Origin of the sequence: Agromyces rhizosphaerae (genome assembly GCF_027925245.1) — a bacterium.
Taxonomy (GTDB): domain Bacteria; phylum Actinomycetota; class Actinomycetes; order Actinomycetales; family Microbacteriaceae; genus Agromyces; species Agromyces rhizosphaerae.
The window spans coordinates 2119213-2135229 of record NZ_BSDP01000001.1; the positions used below are offsets into that span (position 1 = coordinate 2119213).

A 16017-nucleotide genomic window follows, 5' to 3' on the forward strand; every position below is an offset into this window, starting at 1 on the left:
ATCGCGCGGACGGCGCGTCGGGAGCAGCCCGGGACGGCGGTGGGCGCCAGCACTGAGTCGGCCGGGTGGCATCCGCTCGGCTGCTCGCGCAAGACTGTCCCATGGCCAGGAACTGGACCCCGCTCGCCCTCGTCTACCTCGCGCTCTCGGTCGTCGGCCTCGTCGGCACGTGGACGTTCAACGCGCTCGCGATCGTGCAGCTGCGCGACTTCTTCGGAGACTGGTTCGGCTCGGGCCCGGCGGTCTCCTCGCTGACGGTCGACCTGCTCGTGGTGGCCGTCGCGGGCAGCGTGCTGATCTTCGTCGAGGCGCGCCGCCTCGGCATGCGGTTCGCCTGGCTCTACGTCGTGGGGTCGGCGCTCACGGCGTTCGCGTTCACGTTCCCGCTGTTCCTCGCGATGCGCGAGCGGCGGCTCGCGGAGCGGCGCATCGCGGAGGCGGACGCGTGAGCGACGACCTCGCGCTGCGCACCGCCACCGAGCTCGTCGCGGCCTACCGCGCGCACGAGTTCGACCCGGTCGACGTGCTCGACGCCGTGCTCGCCCGCGTCGAGCGGCTGGAGCCGCGCCTCAACGCGTTCTACCGGCTCGAGCCAGAGCACGCCCGCGCGGCGGCGATCGCGAGCGCGGGGCGCTGGGCGGCGGATGCCCCGTTCGGTCCGCTCGACGGCGTGCCGGTGACGATCAAGGAGAACGTCGCGACGGTCGGCACGGGGCTGCCGTCGGGCACCGCCGCCGGCGCCGACGCGCCGCCCGCGGTCGTCGACGGCCCGATCGCGCGCCTGCTCGGCGACGGCGGCGCGGTGCGCGTCGGCAAGACGGTCATGCCCGACTTCGGCATGCTGTCGTCGGGCGTCTCGAGCCTGCACGGCATCACGCGGAGCCCGTGGAACCCGGCCTGGACGGTCGGCGGCTCGAGCGGGGGTGCGGGCGCCGCGGCGGCGGCATCCCTCGGCCCCATCCACTCGGGCAGCGACATCGGCGGCTCGGTTCGGCTGCCCGCCGGGTGGCTCGGGCTCGTCGGGCACAAGCCGACGCACGGGCTCGTGCCGGTCGACCCGCCCTACCTGTGGCGCTGCATCGGGCCGCTCGCGCGCACGGTCGACGACGCGTCGCTGTTCCTCGAGGTCGCCACGGGCCGGGACGCGCGCGACCACACGCAGGTGCCCGTGCGGCTCGACTGGGCGCGCGTGCGTGCCGAGCCGCGCGACGACGTGCGCGGGCTGCGCGTCGCGTGGCACCTCGACGCCGGGTGGGGCGCCGAGGTCGACCCGGAGGTCGCCGACGTCGTGCGCGGGGTCGCCGGGCACTTCGCCGCCGCGGGCGCCGAGGTGACCGAGATCGCACCGTTCGCGACCCCGGAGATGCTCGACGGACTCGACCTGTTCCTGCGCGCACGCTCGCTGCTCGACCTCGAGCGGATGCCCCCCGAGCGGCGCGCGACCGTGCTGCCGTTCATCACCGAGTGGACCGAGGGTGCACGTGGGGCGGACGGCCTCGCGGTGCTCGACGCGTTCGGGCAGGTGCAGGCGCTGCGGGCCGCGACGGTCGCCGCGACGCTGCCGTTCGACGTGGTCGTCTCGCCGGTCTCACCGGGTGCGGCGTTCCCGGCCGAGTGGCCCATGCCCTCGAACGACCCTGCGACGTCGCTGCACCACATCGGCTTCACGGCGCCGTACAACGTCTCCGACCAGCCCGCGGTCTCGATCAATGCGGGCTTCACCGCCGACGGGCGTCCGGTCGGCGTGCAACTCGCCGGCCGCCGCTTCGACGACGTCGAGCTGCTGCGCGTCGCGCGCTGGTTCGAGGCCGCCCGCGGGGCCGCGGCGACCCCCGACTGGGCATCGATCGCCTGAGCCCCACGGCGGCCCCGCGGCATCCCGTCCGCTCCGCTTCGGCCCGTCGAACTCGCATCGGCACGTCGTCTACGGCGTGCCGGCGGGATTTCGACGTGCCGGTGTGGTCGGCACGTGCCGGTGCGCTCCGAGGTGGTGTCGGCAGGAGCGGATGCAGCGGGTCAGCGGCGAACGGGGTCCGCACCCGCGTCGCGGACCAGGTCGGCCCGCGTCGCCGCGCCCTCCCAGTCGCCCGGGTGCGTGCACGCCGCGGCACCCGTGCGCACCGCGGTCTGGAGCCGCCGCGCGAGGGGAAGTCCCGCGACCCGCTCGGCCAGGTACCCGGCGACGAACGCGTCCCCGGCGCCCACGGTGTCGACCACCTCGACCTGCACCGCCGCGCGCTGCACCACTTCGGGAGCGCGCTCCGGCGCGGTGGCGCGCGCGAGTGCCCCCTCGGCACCGAGCTTGATCACGACCTCGGCAGGGCCGAGCGCCGATACCCGCTCGGCGAGCTCCTCGGGCGAGCCCGGCCCGACCAGCAGTGCCGCCTCGTCGTCGCCCGCGAACACCACGGAGGCCTGCGCGGCGAGTGCGCGGTACCGCTCGGCGGCGGCATCCGCGTCGGTCCACAGGCTCGACCGGTGGTTCACGTCGAACGAGACCGGCACGCCCGCGGCGACGGCCCGGGCGACCAGCGCGTCCACGGCGTCAGACGCGCTCGCGGAGAGCGCGGGCGTGATGCCCGTGACGTGCACCAGCGCGTACTCCGAGACGTCGACGGCGTCGAGGTCGGATGCCTCGAGGCGGCTGCCCGCACTGCCCGCGCGGTAGTACGCGACATCGGTGCGCCCGGCGGCGGGCGTCGACTTGACCAGCAGTCCTGTCGGCGCACCGGCGTCGACCGGTGCGACCACGTCGACGCCCTCGGCGCGCAGCTCGCGCACGACGCGGCGGCCCAGGTCGTCGGCGCCGACCCGGCCGAGCCAGGTCACGGGCGTGCCGAGCCGGGCGAGCCCGATCGCGACGTTGCCCTCGGCGCCGCCGGTGCCGACGACGAGCTCGCCGACGGTCGCGAGCGACCCGATGTCGCGCGCCCGCAGCACGGCGAGGCCCTCGCCGATGGTCAGGACGCGGCCGGGGCTCGCGGGAGTCGCCGGCTCAGCGGCATCCGTTCGCCCCGCGCCTGCGAGACCCTCGGCGGCCATCACGCCCCCACCAGGTCCATGGCCGCACGCGACCGGGCCGTGATCTCCGCCCAGTCGCCCGCGGCGATCAGGTCGCGCGGGGCCATCCAGCTGCCGCTCACGGCGAAGACGTGCGGTGACGCCGCGTATTCGGCCGCGTTGGCGGGGCTCACGCCGCCGCTCGGGAGGAATCGCACCTGCGGGAACGGCCCCGCGAGCGCCGAGATCATGGGCAGCCCGCCGAGCACGCCGGCGGGGAAGAGCTTCAGGTGGTCCAGGCCCGCGCGGAGCGCCCGCTGCACCTCGGTCGCGGTCGCGACGCCCGGCACGATCGGCACGTCGTGCGACGCGCTGCGCGCGAGCACCTCGTCGTCGAGCCCGGGCGACACGATGAACCGCGCCCCCGCGTCGACGGCGCGGTCGACGTCGGCGCCCGTGAGCACGGTGCCCGCACCCACTACGAAGTCGGCGTCGCCGAGCGAGTCGGTGGCGGCGCGGATCGCGTCGATGCCCGCATCCGTGCGCATCGTGATCTCGGCGCAGCGGATGCCCCCGGCGGCCAGCGCGGCCACGAGCCCCGGCGCCTGTGCGGCGTCGTCGATCACGACGACCGGCACGATGCCGCGCCCGACGAGCATCATCGGCCGAGCCATCCGCCGTCCACGGGCAGCACGATACCCGAGACGTAGTCCGACGCCGGCGAGGCGAGGAACACGGTCGCGCCGCCGAGGTCGGAGGCGCTGCCCCAGCGCCCGGCGGGGATGCGCTCGAGGATCGAGCGCGACCGGTCGGGGTCGTCCTGCAGCGCCTGGGTGTTGTCGGTCGCGATGTAGCCCGGCGCGATCGCGTTGACGTTGACGCCCTTCGAGGCCCACTCGTTGGCGAGGGCCTTGGTGAGCCCCGCGATGCCGGACTTCGCCGAGGTGTAGCCGGGCACGTTGATGCCGCCCTGGAAGCTCAGCAGGCTCGCGGTGAAGATCACCTTGCCCGACCCGCGCGCGAGCATCGGCGCGGCGACCTTCTGGGTGAGCGCGAACTGGCTCGACAGGTCGACCTCGATCACGCGGTCCCAGAGCTCGAGCGGATGCTCCGCCGCGGGCGCGCGCTCGATGGTGCCGGCGTTGTTCACGAGGATGTCGGGTGCACGCTCGGCCATCTCGTCGCCGAACGCGAGCACCGCGCCGCGGTCGGCGAAGTCGACTGCGCGCGCCTCGAAGCTGCGGCCGAGGCCCGTGACGGCGTCGCCGATGGCGCTGCCGGATGCCTCGATGCTGGCGCTCACGCCGATGATGTCGGCGCCCGCCTCGGCGAGGGCCACGGCCATGCCGTAGCCGATGCCGCGCTTCGCGCCGGTGACGACGGCGAGCTTCCCGGTGAGGTCGAACGCGCTCATGCCGGCACCTCCGATCGCTCGGCGCCGGCGGCTTCGGTGGCGGAGGAGCCCTCGACGCCGACGAGGATCTTCATGGCCCGGCCGGCCTCGAGGTCGGCGAACGCCGCCTGCGTCTCCTCCATGGGGACGACCCGCGTGATCATGAGGTCGGTCGGGATCACGCCGTCGGCGATGAGCTCGACCGCGGTCTCGAAGTCGGGGCGCTGGTAGACGCGCGCGCCGAGGATGCGCAGCTCGCGCCAGAACACGCGCTGCAGGTCGATCTCGCGCGGGGTGGGGTGGATGGCGACCACGACGAGGGTGCCGCGCACCTTGGCGAGCGAGGTCGCGCCGAGCACGGCCGCGGCGGCGCCCGAGACCTCGAAGACGACGTCGGCCCCCGCGCCGCCCGTCCACTCCTCGACCCAGGCGACCTGGTCGGTCTCGCGGGGGTCGATCGTGGCGAAGCCGAGGTCCTCGATCTGGGCGCGGCGCGCGGGGTCGAGCTCGATCACCGCGACCTCCGCGCCGAAGTGGCGTGCGACGGTGGCGATGAGCACGCCGATCGGGCCGCCGCCGATGACGACCGCGCGGTCGCCGGGTGCGAGCTCCGAGCGTCGCACGTCGTGCACGGCGACGGCGACGGGCTCGACGAGCGCGGCGGCGTCGAGCGCGATGCCCTCGGGCATGCGCACGAGGGTGTGCGCGGGCACGTTCCACAGCTCCTGCAGCGCGCCGGGAGAGTCGATGCCGATGAAGTCGAGATTCTGGCAGATGTGGGTGTTGCCGGCGAGGCAGGCCGGGCAGGTGCCGTCCCAGTCGAGCGGCATGACCGTGACGAGGTCGCCCACGGCCCAGCCGTCGACGCCTTCGCCGACCGACTCGATGGTGCCGCTCATCTCGTGGCCGAACACCAGCGGCAGGTCGACGCGCGCGTCCATGTTGCCGTGCACGATGTGCAGGTCGGTGCCGCAGAGCCCCACGTACGCCACGCGGATGCGGACCTGGCCCGCACCGGGGGGAGTCGGCTCCGCTTCCGGGGTCTCGAGGGTGTGTTGGCCGACGTACGCGACTGTGCGCATCAGGTACTCCAGAATGTCCGATGAATGGGCGTCAGAATTGTATGATCTTTGGGCTGCACCCGCAAATATCACGATAGCGGATGCGCGCCATCCAAAATTGATCTAATCTTTAGTCGCGCCCGATGGGCGTGCGCCGTGCAGGATCCACGTGCGGCGCAGGAAGACGACGAAGGAGCACCTCGATGGAGAGCCGTGCGCTCCGAACGGGCCTGCAGCTGACCGAGATCGGCATGGGCGTCGCCCAGTTCGGCAACCTGAACCGCGAGACGACGGACGAGGCATCCGTCGCCGCGGTCGATGCGGCGTGGGACGCCGGGATCCGGTACTTCGACACCGCGCCGCACTACGGGCTCGGGCTCTCCGAGCACCGCCTCGGCCGGGCGCTGGCCGATCGCCCGCGCGACGAGTACGTGCTCTCGACCAAGGTCGGACGGCTGCTCGTGCCGAGCCCCGAGACCGCCGACCGCATGGACGACGGGTTCATGGTGCCGGCGGACGTGAAGCGCGTCTGGGACTTCTCGCGCGACGGCGTGCTGCGCTCCATCGAGCAGAGCCTCGAGCGGCTCGGCGCGGACCGCATCGACATCGTCTACGTGCACGACCCCGACGACCACGGCGACGAGGCGCTCGACGGCGCGTTCCCGGCGCTCATCGAGCTGCGCGACCAGGGCGTGATCGGCGCCGTCGGCACCGGCATGAACCAGTCGGCGATGCCCGCCCGGTTCGTGCGCGAGAGCGACCTCGACGTCGTGATGCTGGCCGGCCGCTACACGCTCTTCGAGCAGGACTCGCTCGACGACCTGCTGCCGCTCGCGCTCGAGCGCGGCGTCGGCATCGTCGCGGCCGCGATCTACAACTCCGGACTGATGAGCGCGCCGACGGTGCCCGACGACGCCTACTACGACTACGGCCCCGCCCCCGCGCACGTGATCGAGCGGGCGCGCGCGATCGCCGCGACCTGCGAGGAGTTCGGCGTGACCCTGCCCGAGGCCGCCATCGGCTTCCCGCTGCAGCACCCGGCCGTCGTCTCGGTCGTGGTCGGCACGCGCACCGACGCCCACGTGGCGAGCACGCTCGAGCGCTTCGGCGCCCGGCTCCCCGACGGCCTCTGGCGCGCGCTCGTCGAACGCGGCCTGCTGCGCGCCGACGCCCCGATCCGGGGAGCGGATGCCCCCGCGGCAACCGCCGCCGGCGCGAAGGAGGTGCGTTCCGCATGACCACGATCACCGGTGTCTCCGTGCACGACGTGCGCTTCCCGACCTCGCTCAGCATGGACGGCTCGGACGCCATGAACAAGGACGGCGACTACTCGGCCGCCTACGTCGTGCTCGAGACCGACGGCGAGCTCGCCGGCTACGGTTTCACGTTCACTATCGGCCGCGGCAACGACCTCTGCGCCGAGGCCGCGCGCCAGTACGCCGCCCCCCTCGTGGGCCGCGACGCCGACGCGCTGCTCGACGATCTCGGCGGCGTCTACCGCGAGCTCGCCTCCGACTCGCAGCTGCGCTGGCTCGGGCCCGAGAAGGGCGTCGTGCACCTCGGCATGGCCGCGGTGATGAACGCCCTCTGGGACATGGCCGCGCGCCGCGCGGGCGTGCCGCTCTGGCGCCTGCTCGCCGAGATGACCCCGGAGCAGCTCGTCGACGTCGCCGACCTGCGCTACCTCTCCGACGCGCTCACGCGCGACGAGGCGATCGCCCTGCTCGAGGAGATGGCCCCGACCCGCGCCGACCGCATCGCCGAACTCGAGGCGCGCGGAGGCTACCCCTGCTACACGACCAGCGCCGGCTGGCTCGGCTACAGCGACGAGAAGCTCCGCCGCCTGCTGCAGGAAGCCGTCGACGAGGGCTACGGGCACGTCAAGCTCAAGGTCGGCGCGAACGTCGACGACGACATCCGCCGCCTCCGCATCGCGCGCGAGGTGATCGGCTGGGACGCCAAGCTCATGATCGACGCGAACCAGGTGTGGGACGTGCCGGAGGCCATCGAGTGGGTCGGCCGCCTCGCCGAGTTCAAGCCGCACTGGATCGAGGAGCCGACGAGCCCCGACGACGTGCTCGGCCACGCCGCGGTGCGCGAGGCCGTCTCGCCGATCGGCGTCGCGACCGGGGAGCACGGCATGAACCGCGTGCTCTTCAAGCAGCTGTTCCAGGCCGGCGCGATCGACTACTGCCAGCTCGACTCGGCGCGGCTCGCGAGCATCAACGAGATCCTCGCGGTCTACCTCATGGCGAAGAAGTTCGGCGTGCCGGTCTGCCCGCACGCCGGCGGCGTCGGGCTCTGCGAGCTCGTGCAGCACCTCTCGATCTTCGACTTCGTCGCGGTCTCCGGATCACTCGAGGACCGCGTCACCGAGTTCGTCGACCACCTGCACGAGCACTTCGTCGACCCGTGCGTCGTCGAGCACGGCAACTACGTGCTGCCGGCGCAGCCCGGGTACAGCGCCGAGATGCTCGCGTCGTCGGTCGCCGAGTACTCCTACCCCGACGGCGACTACTGGAGGGGTGCGCGGGCCGTTGCCTGAGCGCGCTGTGCCGTCAGGCGGGGGCGAGGTCGCCCTCGCCGGGCACCTGCGTCTCGTCGGCGTGCGCGGTGGCGAACTCCTCGACGCCCAGGATGTGCACCGCCATGCGGATGCGCGCCCGCTCGGGGTCGTGCGCACGCAGCTCGGCGAGGATCGCCCGGTGCTCGGCCTGCGTCTCGCGCACCGTGCCGCGCTCGGTGATGGCGCGCCAGAGCCTGGCCCGGTGGGTGCGGCCGACCAGGCTGTCGACCATGCCGGCGAGCGCCGGGTTGCCGCTCGCCTGCGCGATGCGCCGGTGGAACGCGGTGTCGGTGTCGATGAACCGCTCGAGGTCCATGTCGGGATCGCTGGTGAGGATCTCGTCGACCTCGTCGAGGATGCCGTCGAGCACCCCCAGGTCGTCGTCGGTGATGCCGGATGCCGCGAGGGCGGCGCTCTCCGCCTCGAGCACGCGTCGCACCGCGAGCAGGTGCCCGGCGTGCGCCGGGGTGTGCAGCTCCGCGAGGATGCCGAGCGGGCTGAGCAGCTGCGCCGGGTCGAGCGACGTGACGTACGTGCCGTCGCCCTGCCGGGTCTCGAGCACGCCGAGGATGGCGAGCGCGCGCACACCCTCGCGCAGCGACCCGCGCGAGACGCTGAGCTCGGCGGCGAGGTCGCGCTCGATCGGCAGGCGGGAGCCGGGGCCCAGCCGCCCGTCGGTGATCATCCCTTTGATTCCGGCGATCACCACGTCGGTCTGCGACCTGGCCGGAATCCCGGGCTGCTCGTCCACCGTCGACGTCTCAGTCATCTGACCATTCTTGCACCACGACCCACTGCATGACCGAAAGGAACACCGTGAACATCGCCCGACTCGGAAACCCCGGCGAGGAGATCCCCGTCCTCCAGCACGACGGCGTCAGCTACGACCTGCGTGGGCTGACCGCCGACATCGACGGCGCCTTCCTCGCCGGAGGCGGCATCGCCCGTGCCGGGGCCGCCCTCGACGCCGGCGAGCTCCCCGTGCTCGCCGGCGCCGGCGACCTCCGCGTCGGCGCCCCGATCGCCCGCCCCGGCAAGATCGTCTGCATCGGCCTCAACTACCGCGACCACGCGGAGGAGTCGGGCCTGGCGGTGCCGGCCGAGCCCGTCGTCTTCATGAAGGACCCGTCGACCATGGTCGGCCCCTACGACGACGTGCTCATCCCCCGGAACTCGACCAAGACCGACTGGGAGGTCGAGCTCGGCGTCGTGATCGGCACCACCGCCCGCTACCTGGAGTCGCCGGCCGACGCGCTCGCGCACGTCGCCGGGTACGCGACCTCGCACGACGTCTCCGAGCGCGAGTTCCAGCTCGAGCGCGGCGGCCAGTGGGACAAGGGCAAGAGCTGCGAGACGTTCAACCCCTTCGGGCCGGCGCTGGTGCCTGCATCCGAGGTGCCCGACCCCCAGGCGCTCGGGCTGCGCCTCTCGGTCAACGGCACCACGCACCAGGACGGCACGACCGCGACCATGATCTTCGACGTCGCGCACGTCATCTGGTACCTCAGCCAGTTCATGGTGCTGCACCCGGGCGACGTGCTGAACACGGGCACCCCGGCGGGCGTCGCGCTCGGCATCGAGGGCAACCCCTACCTGCGCGAGGGCGACGTCGTGTCCCTCGAGATCGACGGGCTCGGCCGCCAGGAGCAGAAGATGGTGCAGGCATGAGCGCCGGCGACTTCACCGGCCTCGTCGCGGTCGTCACCGGCGGGGCATCCGGCATCGGGCTCGCGACCGCCACTGCGCTCGCCGGCGAGGGCGCGACGGTGGCGGTCCTCGACCTCAACGCGGGCGACCTGCCCGACGGGATCTCCGGCTACACGGCCGACGTGACCGACCGCGCGTCGGTCGAGGCGGCGATCGCGCAGGTCGCGGCCGACCACGGCGGCATCGACGTCGTGGTGAACAACACCGGCGTGAGCGCGGTGGGGACCGTCGAGGAGGCATCCGACGACGAGTGGGCCCGGGTGCTCGACGTGAACGTCGTGGGCATGGCCCGGGTGAGCGCCGCCGCGCTGCCCTGGCTGCGGGAGTCGGAGCATGCGGCGATCATCAACATGTGCTCGATCGCGGCGCTGAACGGCCTGCCGCAGCGCGCGGTGTACGGCGCGTCGAAGGGCGCCGTGCTCGCGCTGACCTACGCCATGGCGACCGACCACATCGCCGAGGGCATCCGCGTGAACTGCGTGAGCCCCGCGACCGTGCACACCCCGTTCGTCGAGCGGATGCTGCAGGGCTTCGACGACCCCATCGCCGAGCGCGCCGCGCTCGACGCCCGCCAGGCGACCGGTCGCATGGTCACGCCCGACGAGGTCGCGGCGGCCGTGCTGTACCTCGCGAACCCGCGCTCCGTCTCGCTCGCGGGCATGGCGCTGGACGTCGACGCGGGCGTCACGCACCTGCGGGTTCGTCCGAAGGGCTGATCGCGGGAGACAATCGACGTAGGGCCGGGGGAGATTCCCCGGCCCTTTCGTCGTGTCCGCGGCGGATCATCGGATGAGTGTTTGACGAGAGTGATGATACGTAGTACGTTTGCTGCCAGCAGAGAATCCTGCTGCCTGTCACCGTCGACCTGCGGTGCCGGCACGCATTCCCAGAGATGAGAGGCATCGCAATGAAGCGGTTCGTAGCACCGTTCGCCATCGGGATGGGGGCGGTCCTCGCCCTTTCCGCATGTGGCGGCGCAGCAACCACCACCACCGGAGACTCCGCGGACGACGGCAAGCTCGTCGTCTGGAACTGGGGCTCGTCGGACGACGCGGCAGCGGCCTACCAGGACGCGGTCCTGGCGGCGTTCAACGAGAAGCACCCCGACGTCGAGGTCGAGATCGTCTCGCAGCCGTTCGACCAGTACTACACGCTGCTCGGCTCGGCCATCGAGGCCGGCACCGGCCCCGACCTCGCGCTGTTCAACGGCGGCACGCAGCTCAAGTCGCGCGCCGACCAGATCGTCCCGGTGACCGACGAGCTCGCCGACATCAAGGACCAGCTCGCCGGCTGGCCCGCCTTCGAGGACGGCGGCGAGACCTACTCGGCGCCCATGTTCCTGCAGGGCTTCCCGGTCTACTACAACAAGGCGATCTTCGCCGAGGCCGGCCTCGACCCCGAGAACCCGCCGACCACGTGGGACGAGCTGTCCGACGCCTGCGACACCATCGCGAGCGAGACCGACGTCTCCTGCTTCGCGCTGGGCAACAAGGAGGGCCTCGGCATCGAGTTCTTCATGTCGGGCTTCGGCTCGGGCATCTTCACGCCCGAGGAGTACGACGCGTGGATCGACGGCGAGCGCGACTGGGAGTCGGAGCACGCCAAGCAGGTGCTGCAGCTCTGGGCCGACACGTCGGCCGACGGCTGGTACAACGACGGCGCGAACTCGACCGCGATGTTCAACGACTCGTTCGACCTGTTCTCGGGCGGCAGCGCGGCGATGGTCATCGGCCTCTCGTCGGGCATCGCCCACTGGAAGCAGTTCGACGACTTCCTCGGCGAGGACCTCGGCTTCATGATGCCGGTCACGGTCAACGACGGCACGACGCTCGCACTGCCCATCGAGGGCGGCATCGGCTACGGCGTGCTGAACCAGGACAAGGTCGAGCTCGGCGTCGACTGGATCAAGGCGACCGTCGACCGCGACGCGCTGGCCGACTACTCCATCGCCGGCGGCCAGATCGTCTCCGACACCACCATCGAGCTGGAGACCGACATCCAGTCGGCGCAGGACATCGTGGCCGAGCTGCCCGGCAGCAAGCCGCTCTTGCACACCGCGCTCGGCGGCGACACGCTCGACCTGCTCCACCGCCTCGGCCAGCAGCTGCTGGTCGGCGAGGTGACCGTCGACGACGCTGCGAGCCAGCTGGCGGCTTCGGAAGGCTGATCATGACCGCCCCCACGTCCACCCGGGCTGTGGTCCTCTCGGACCCCAGCCCGGGCTGGCCGCGGCGCACCCCCAAGGTGCCGCGGCGCAAGCGCAAGATCACCTCGGAGACGGTCACGCCGTACCTCCTGGTGCTGCCCGTCCTGCTGATCCTGCTGGTGTTCCGGATCTACCCGCTGCTGCTCGGCATCAACTTCTCCTTCACCGGCGACCAGGAGCTGAACGGCGTCTTCGTCGGCTTCGACAACTACCTGTTCCTCCTGCAGGACGAGCGCTTCCAGGCCTCGGCCCGCAACGTGCTCGTGGTCATGCTGTTCGTGCCGATCGAGGTCCTCGTGGCCGGGCTGCTTGCGACGTTCATCTTCATCAAGGTGCCGGGGCACCGGTTCTACCGCAGCGTCTACTTCCTGCCCGTCGTGCTCTCGCCGATCATCATCGGCGCGATCTTCAACATCGTGCTCGGCGCGAACGGGCCGCTGAACGCCATGGCCGACAGCGTGGGGCTGCCCACGGTCGACTACCTCGGCCAGACCATGACCGCGCTGCCGAGCGTGCTCACGGTCCACATCTGGGCGACCTTCGGCATGGCGCTCGTCATCTTCCTGGCGGGCTTCTCGACCCTCGACCAGCAGCTGCTCGACGCGGCGAAGATCGACGGGGCGAACTTCCCGCAGACCATCTGGCACGTCATCATCCCGGGGCTCAGCCAGACCATCCAGTTCGTGTTCGTCACGACCACCATCGGCATGCTCACCGGCCTCTTCGGCCTGCTGTACACGATGACGGCCGGCGGCCCCGGCGCGGCGTCGTACCTGCCCGAGTTCCTCATCTGGAAGCTCAACGGCGAGGCGCGACCGGCGCTGGCCTCCGCGGCATCCGTGTTCCTGCTGCTGATCGTGCTCGTGATCGGGCTCATCCAGATCCGCGTGCTCCGCCGCGCCACGAAGGAGTCGTGATGCGCGCCGAACGCATCTCGCGATGGCTCATCGCGATCCCGATGGCGCTACTGGCCATCGCGACCATCTACCCGATGGTGTACGCCGTCAACATCGCCCTGAAGGACCGGCGCGAGTACGTGCTCGACCGCCTGGGCGTGACGACGACGTTCAACATCCAGAACTTCGTCGACGCCTGGAACCAGGCGAACATGGGGCGCTACTACCTGAACTCGATCATCGTCACCGTGATCTCGGTCGCGATCATCCTGATCCTGGCGTCGATGGCCGGGTACGCGATCAGCCACCTGACCTTCCGCGGCAGCCGGGTGATGTTCCTCATCATCCTCGGCACGATGATGATCCCGTTCCAGGTGATCATGGTGCCGTTCATCAAGCTGATGGCGGACCTCGGCACGATCAACACCTACCAGGGGTTGATCATCGCCTACGTCTCGCAATTCCTGCCGTTCACGGTGTTCTTCATGGCCTCGTTCTACTCGGGCATCCCCAAGGAGATCACCGAGGCCGCGCGCGTCGACGGCAACAACCTGTGGGGCGTCTGGGGCCGCATCATGCTGCCGCTCGGCAAGCCCGCGCTGCTGTCGATGGGCATCCTGAACGCGCTGTTCTGCTGGAACGACATTCTCATCGCGCTGCTCGTGATGCAGTCGCCCGACCAGCGTACGGTGATGGTGGGGGTGAGCGCGCTGCGCGGGCAGTACCCCGACAACGTGCCGACCTACCTCGCCGGCGTGCTGCTCGTGGTGCTCCCGCTCGTGGTGGTCTACCTGATCTTCCAGCGGCAGATCACGGCGGGTGTCACCGCGGGTGCGACGAAGGGCTAGTCCATGACGACCGACCGGATCGAGGTGTACGCGGGTCCGGAGGGCTCGGTGTACGGCGACGGCTCGCGCGGGTATCCCGTGCGCGACCTGCACTCGGCGATGCGCCTGGTGCGGCAGCGCCGGGCGCCCGGCCAGCGGGCCGTGGCCTGGCTGATGGGCGGCACGTACCGCCAGTCGGAGACGCTCGAGCTCGGGCCGGACGACTCGTTCACGACGTTCGCCGCGCTCGACGAGCAGGCGCCGCCCGTGTTCGAGGGCGCGGTGCCTGTGACCGGGTGGCGGTCGGTCGTCGTGAACGGGGTGTCGGCGCTGGCCGCCCCGGCGCCGGCCGCGCGCGGTCGGGCGCTGTACGTCGGCGGGGAGCGCGCGCCGCGCCCGTCGTTCCCCGCGGGCGGCGGCTTCCTGCGCATGGAGTCGGTCGAGGGGCTCGACCCGACCGCCGGCTTCGTCGAGACGCTGTTCGACGGCGCCGACCGGTTCACCTACGCGGCCGGCGACGTGCCCGAGCTCGCCGAGCCCGAGCGGGTCGAGGTCGTCGTACCCCATTACTGGGTGCAGGAGCGCATGCCGATCACGTCGATCGACCGCGAGCGGCGCAAGATCGCCAGCTCGCTGCGGAGCATCTTCGCGCTGCGCGACGACGCGGCGCAGGCCTTCGCGCGCTACCGCCTCGAGAACGTGGCCGAGTCGTTCGGGCAGGTGCCCGGTGAGTGGTACCTCGACGCGACCGGGCTGCTGGCCGGCGCCGACGGGCCGCACGTGCTCTACCTGCCGCGCGACGGCGAGACCGCCGACGAGCTCGACGTGCGGATGCCGGTGCTCGACGTGTTCGTGCGGCTCGGCGGCACCGGTGCCGAGCCCGTGCGCGAGGTGCGGTTCGAGGGCGTCTCGTTCGCCTACGCGGACTTCGCCGAGGTGCCGCCCGCGGTGCCGCCGTTCGGTGTGCGCGAGGACCCGGTGCTGCCGACGGACGTGCCGTTCGCGGCCGACGTGCAGGCGGCGAGCACCGTGCCGGCGGCCGTGCAGTTCGTGGGCGCGCGCTCGTGCGCGTTCGTCGACGGGTCGATCACGCACGTCGGCGGCTACGGCCTGAGCCTCGGGCCGGGCAGCCGCGGCAACCTCGTGAGCGGCTCGCGGTTCTTCGACCTGGGTGCGGGCGCGGTGCGCTCGGGCGGCTCGGTCGACGCGGCATCCGATGAGTTCAACCGCTCCAACGAGGTCAGCGACAACGACATCGAGCGCGGCGGGCGCGTCTACCCGAGCTGCGTCGCGGTGCTCTTCCAGCACGGCGCGCACAACGTGATCGCCCACAACCACATCCGCGACTTCTTCTACACCGGCGTCTCGGTCGGCTGGATGTGGGACTACGAGGACAGTCCCTCGCAGGGCAACCTCGTGGTCGGCAACCACATCCACGACCTCGGCCAGGGGCTGCTCAACGACATGGGCGGCGTGTACCTGCTCGGCATCGCGCCGGGCACGGCCGTGCGCGGCAACCACATCCACGACGTGGAGTGCGCGAACTACGGCGGCTGGGGCATCTACCTCGACGAGGGGTCGAGCCACGTGGTGATCGAGGACAACGTGGTGCACCACGTGTCGAGCCAGTGCTACCACCATCACTACGGGCGCGAGTCGATCATCCGCCACAACGTGTTCGCCTACGGGGCGAACGGGCAGGTGTCGATCACGCGGCCCGAGCGGCTCGTGTCGTTCACGATCGAGCGCAACCTGCTGCTCGGCGCCGGCTCGCCCGGGTTCACCGGCACGCCGGGCCCGCGCGACCTGCGCGAGTACACGATCGTGAGCGACCTCAACCTGTTCTGGGACGAGTCGCCGGTCGACGGCGCCGTGCTGGCGGCGAACGGCGACAAGGCTGCGGGTGCCGATGGGCGTCTCGAGTGGTCGATCGTCGAGCCCATGGACGACGAGTGGCGCGCGCTCGGCCACGACCGGCACTCGATGATCGCCGACCCCGGGTTCACGGGCGGGGCGGATGCCTCCGGCGAGCCCGGCACCCGCCGCGAGTTCCAGGTGGCCGACGACTCCCCGGCGCACGACCTCGGCATCCGCGTGCCCGACGTATCGCGCGCCGGCCCGCGCCCCGTGGCCGACCGCCTGCACCCGCTCGCCGCGCGCACGCGCCGCGACCAGTTCGCCCGCGCCCAGGGCTGACGCGCCCGCCCTGCTCGCCCCACGTCTTTCGGGCACGTGCCCGTCGTTCCGGCACGTCGAACCCGGCGTGCCGAATCGAGTGCAGCGTGCCGGGCGTTCCGGCACGTGCCAGTCACGCGGGCCCGTCGGAGTCGCACGGGCACGTGTTGCAGCGCGGGCCGGTGT

The 16017-nt window shown here is 71.9% G+C and carries 15 protein-coding genes; 10 read left to right on the forward strand and 5 right to left on the reverse strand.

Translation table 11 applies throughout. The features are described 5' to 3' along the window. Positions 1–101: 101 nt before the first annotated feature. Together QMG39_RS09930 and QMG39_RS09935 are read left to right on the forward strand one after the other, a co-directional pair. A complete protein-coding gene (locus tag QMG39_RS09930; RefSeq protein WP_281884534.1) occupies positions 102–449 on the forward strand; it encodes a DUF2834 domain-containing protein in 348 nt (115 codons plus the stop codon). Further along, entirely contained in the window at positions 446–1855 is a 1410-nt protein-coding gene (locus QMG39_RS09935; protein WP_281884536.1) for an amidase, read from the forward strand. The genes QMG39_RS09930 and QMG39_RS09935 overlap by 4 nt, the downstream gene beginning before the upstream one ends. A gap of 161 nt (positions 1856–2016) precedes the next feature. Here the strand turns inward: QMG39_RS09935 and QMG39_RS09940 are convergent, their stop codons facing one another. The 4 genes from QMG39_RS09940 to QMG39_RS09955 are packed head-to-tail and all read right to left on the reverse strand — an operon-like array spanning position 2017 to position 5475. Further along, positions 2017–3042 carry a sugar kinase gene (locus QMG39_RS09940; RefSeq protein ID WP_281884538.1) on the reverse strand — a complete coding sequence of 342 codons (1026 nt, stop codon included), beginning with the start codon at positions 3040–3042 and terminating at the stop codon, positions 2017–2019. Continuing rightward, positions 3042–3662: a bifunctional 4-hydroxy-2-oxoglutarate aldolase/2-dehydro-3-deoxy-phosphogluconate aldolase gene (locus tag QMG39_RS09945; RefSeq protein WP_309298778.1), complete on the reverse strand. Its 621-nt coding sequence runs from the start codon at positions 3660–3662 to the stop codon at positions 3042–3044. Before QMG39_RS09945 ends, QMG39_RS09940 begins: the two co-directional genes overlap by 1 nt. Continuing rightward, positions 3659–4414: an SDR family oxidoreductase gene (locus tag QMG39_RS09950; RefSeq protein WP_281884539.1), complete on the reverse strand. Its 756-nt coding sequence runs from the start codon at positions 4412–4414 to the stop codon at positions 3659–3661. Before QMG39_RS09950 ends, QMG39_RS09945 begins: the two co-directional genes overlap by 4 nt. After that, positions 4411–5475 (reverse strand): zinc-dependent alcohol dehydrogenase, encoded by a 1065-nt coding sequence (locus tag QMG39_RS09955; protein ID WP_281884541.1) that lies wholly within the window; start codon positions 5473–5475, stop codon positions 4411–4413. Before QMG39_RS09955 ends, QMG39_RS09950 begins: the two co-directional genes overlap by 4 nt. A gap of 182 nt (positions 5476–5657) precedes the next feature. On the opposite strand from QMG39_RS09955, the gene QMG39_RS09960 reads away from it, so the two are divergent. Continuing rightward, positions 5658–6692, forward strand: a complete 1035-nt coding sequence (locus QMG39_RS09960; protein WP_281884543.1) for an aldo/keto reductase — start codon at positions 5658–5660, stop codon at positions 6690–6692. Then, entirely contained in the window at positions 6689–7999 is a 1311-nt protein-coding gene (locus QMG39_RS09965; protein WP_281884545.1) for an L-fuconate dehydratase, read from the forward strand. The genes QMG39_RS09960 and QMG39_RS09965 overlap by 4 nt, the downstream gene beginning before the upstream one ends. Positions 8000–8012: 13 nt before the next feature. Here the strand turns inward: QMG39_RS09965 and QMG39_RS09970 are convergent, their stop codons facing one another. Then, positions 8013–8789 (reverse strand): FadR/GntR family transcriptional regulator, encoded by a 777-nt coding sequence (locus tag QMG39_RS09970; protein ID WP_281884547.1) that lies wholly within the window; start codon positions 8787–8789, stop codon positions 8013–8015. 47 nt (positions 8790–8836) lie between these two features. Here QMG39_RS09970 and QMG39_RS09975 point away from each other — a divergent pair, with 47 nt between their 5' ends. The 6 genes from QMG39_RS09975 (at position 8837) to QMG39_RS10000 (ending at position 15852) form a co-directional block, all read left to right on the forward strand. Continuing rightward, entirely contained in the window at positions 8837–9688 is an 852-nt protein-coding gene (locus QMG39_RS09975) for a fumarylacetoacetate hydrolase family protein (protein ID WP_281887239.1), read from the forward strand. Beyond that, on the forward strand, positions 9685–10443 hold the full coding sequence (locus tag QMG39_RS09980) for an SDR family NAD(P)-dependent oxidoreductase (protein WP_281884549.1): 759 nt from the start codon (positions 9685–9687) through the stop codon (positions 10441–10443). The genes QMG39_RS09975 and QMG39_RS09980 overlap by 4 nt, the downstream gene beginning before the upstream one ends. 191 nt (positions 10444–10634) lie before the next feature. Further along, positions 10635–11894, forward strand: coding sequence for an ABC transporter substrate-binding protein (locus tag QMG39_RS09985; protein ID WP_281884551.1), 1260 nt, complete (start codon positions 10635–10637; stop codon positions 11892–11894). 2 nt (positions 11895–11896) lie between these two features. After that, positions 11897–12850: a carbohydrate ABC transporter permease gene (locus QMG39_RS09990; RefSeq protein ID WP_281884553.1), complete on the forward strand. Its 954-nt coding sequence runs from the start codon at positions 11897–11899 to the stop codon at positions 12848–12850. Then, entirely contained in the window at positions 12850–13677 is an 828-nt protein-coding gene (locus tag QMG39_RS09995; protein ID WP_281884555.1) for a carbohydrate ABC transporter permease, read from the forward strand. Before QMG39_RS09990 ends, QMG39_RS09995 begins: the two co-directional genes overlap by 1 nt. Positions 13678–13680: 3 nt before the next feature. Then, complete coding sequence (locus tag QMG39_RS10000; protein WP_281884557.1) at positions 13681–15852, forward strand: right-handed parallel beta-helix repeat-containing protein; 2172 nt, start codon at positions 13681–13683, stop codon at positions 15850–15852. The last annotated feature ends 165 nt before the right edge of the window (positions 15853–16017 follow it).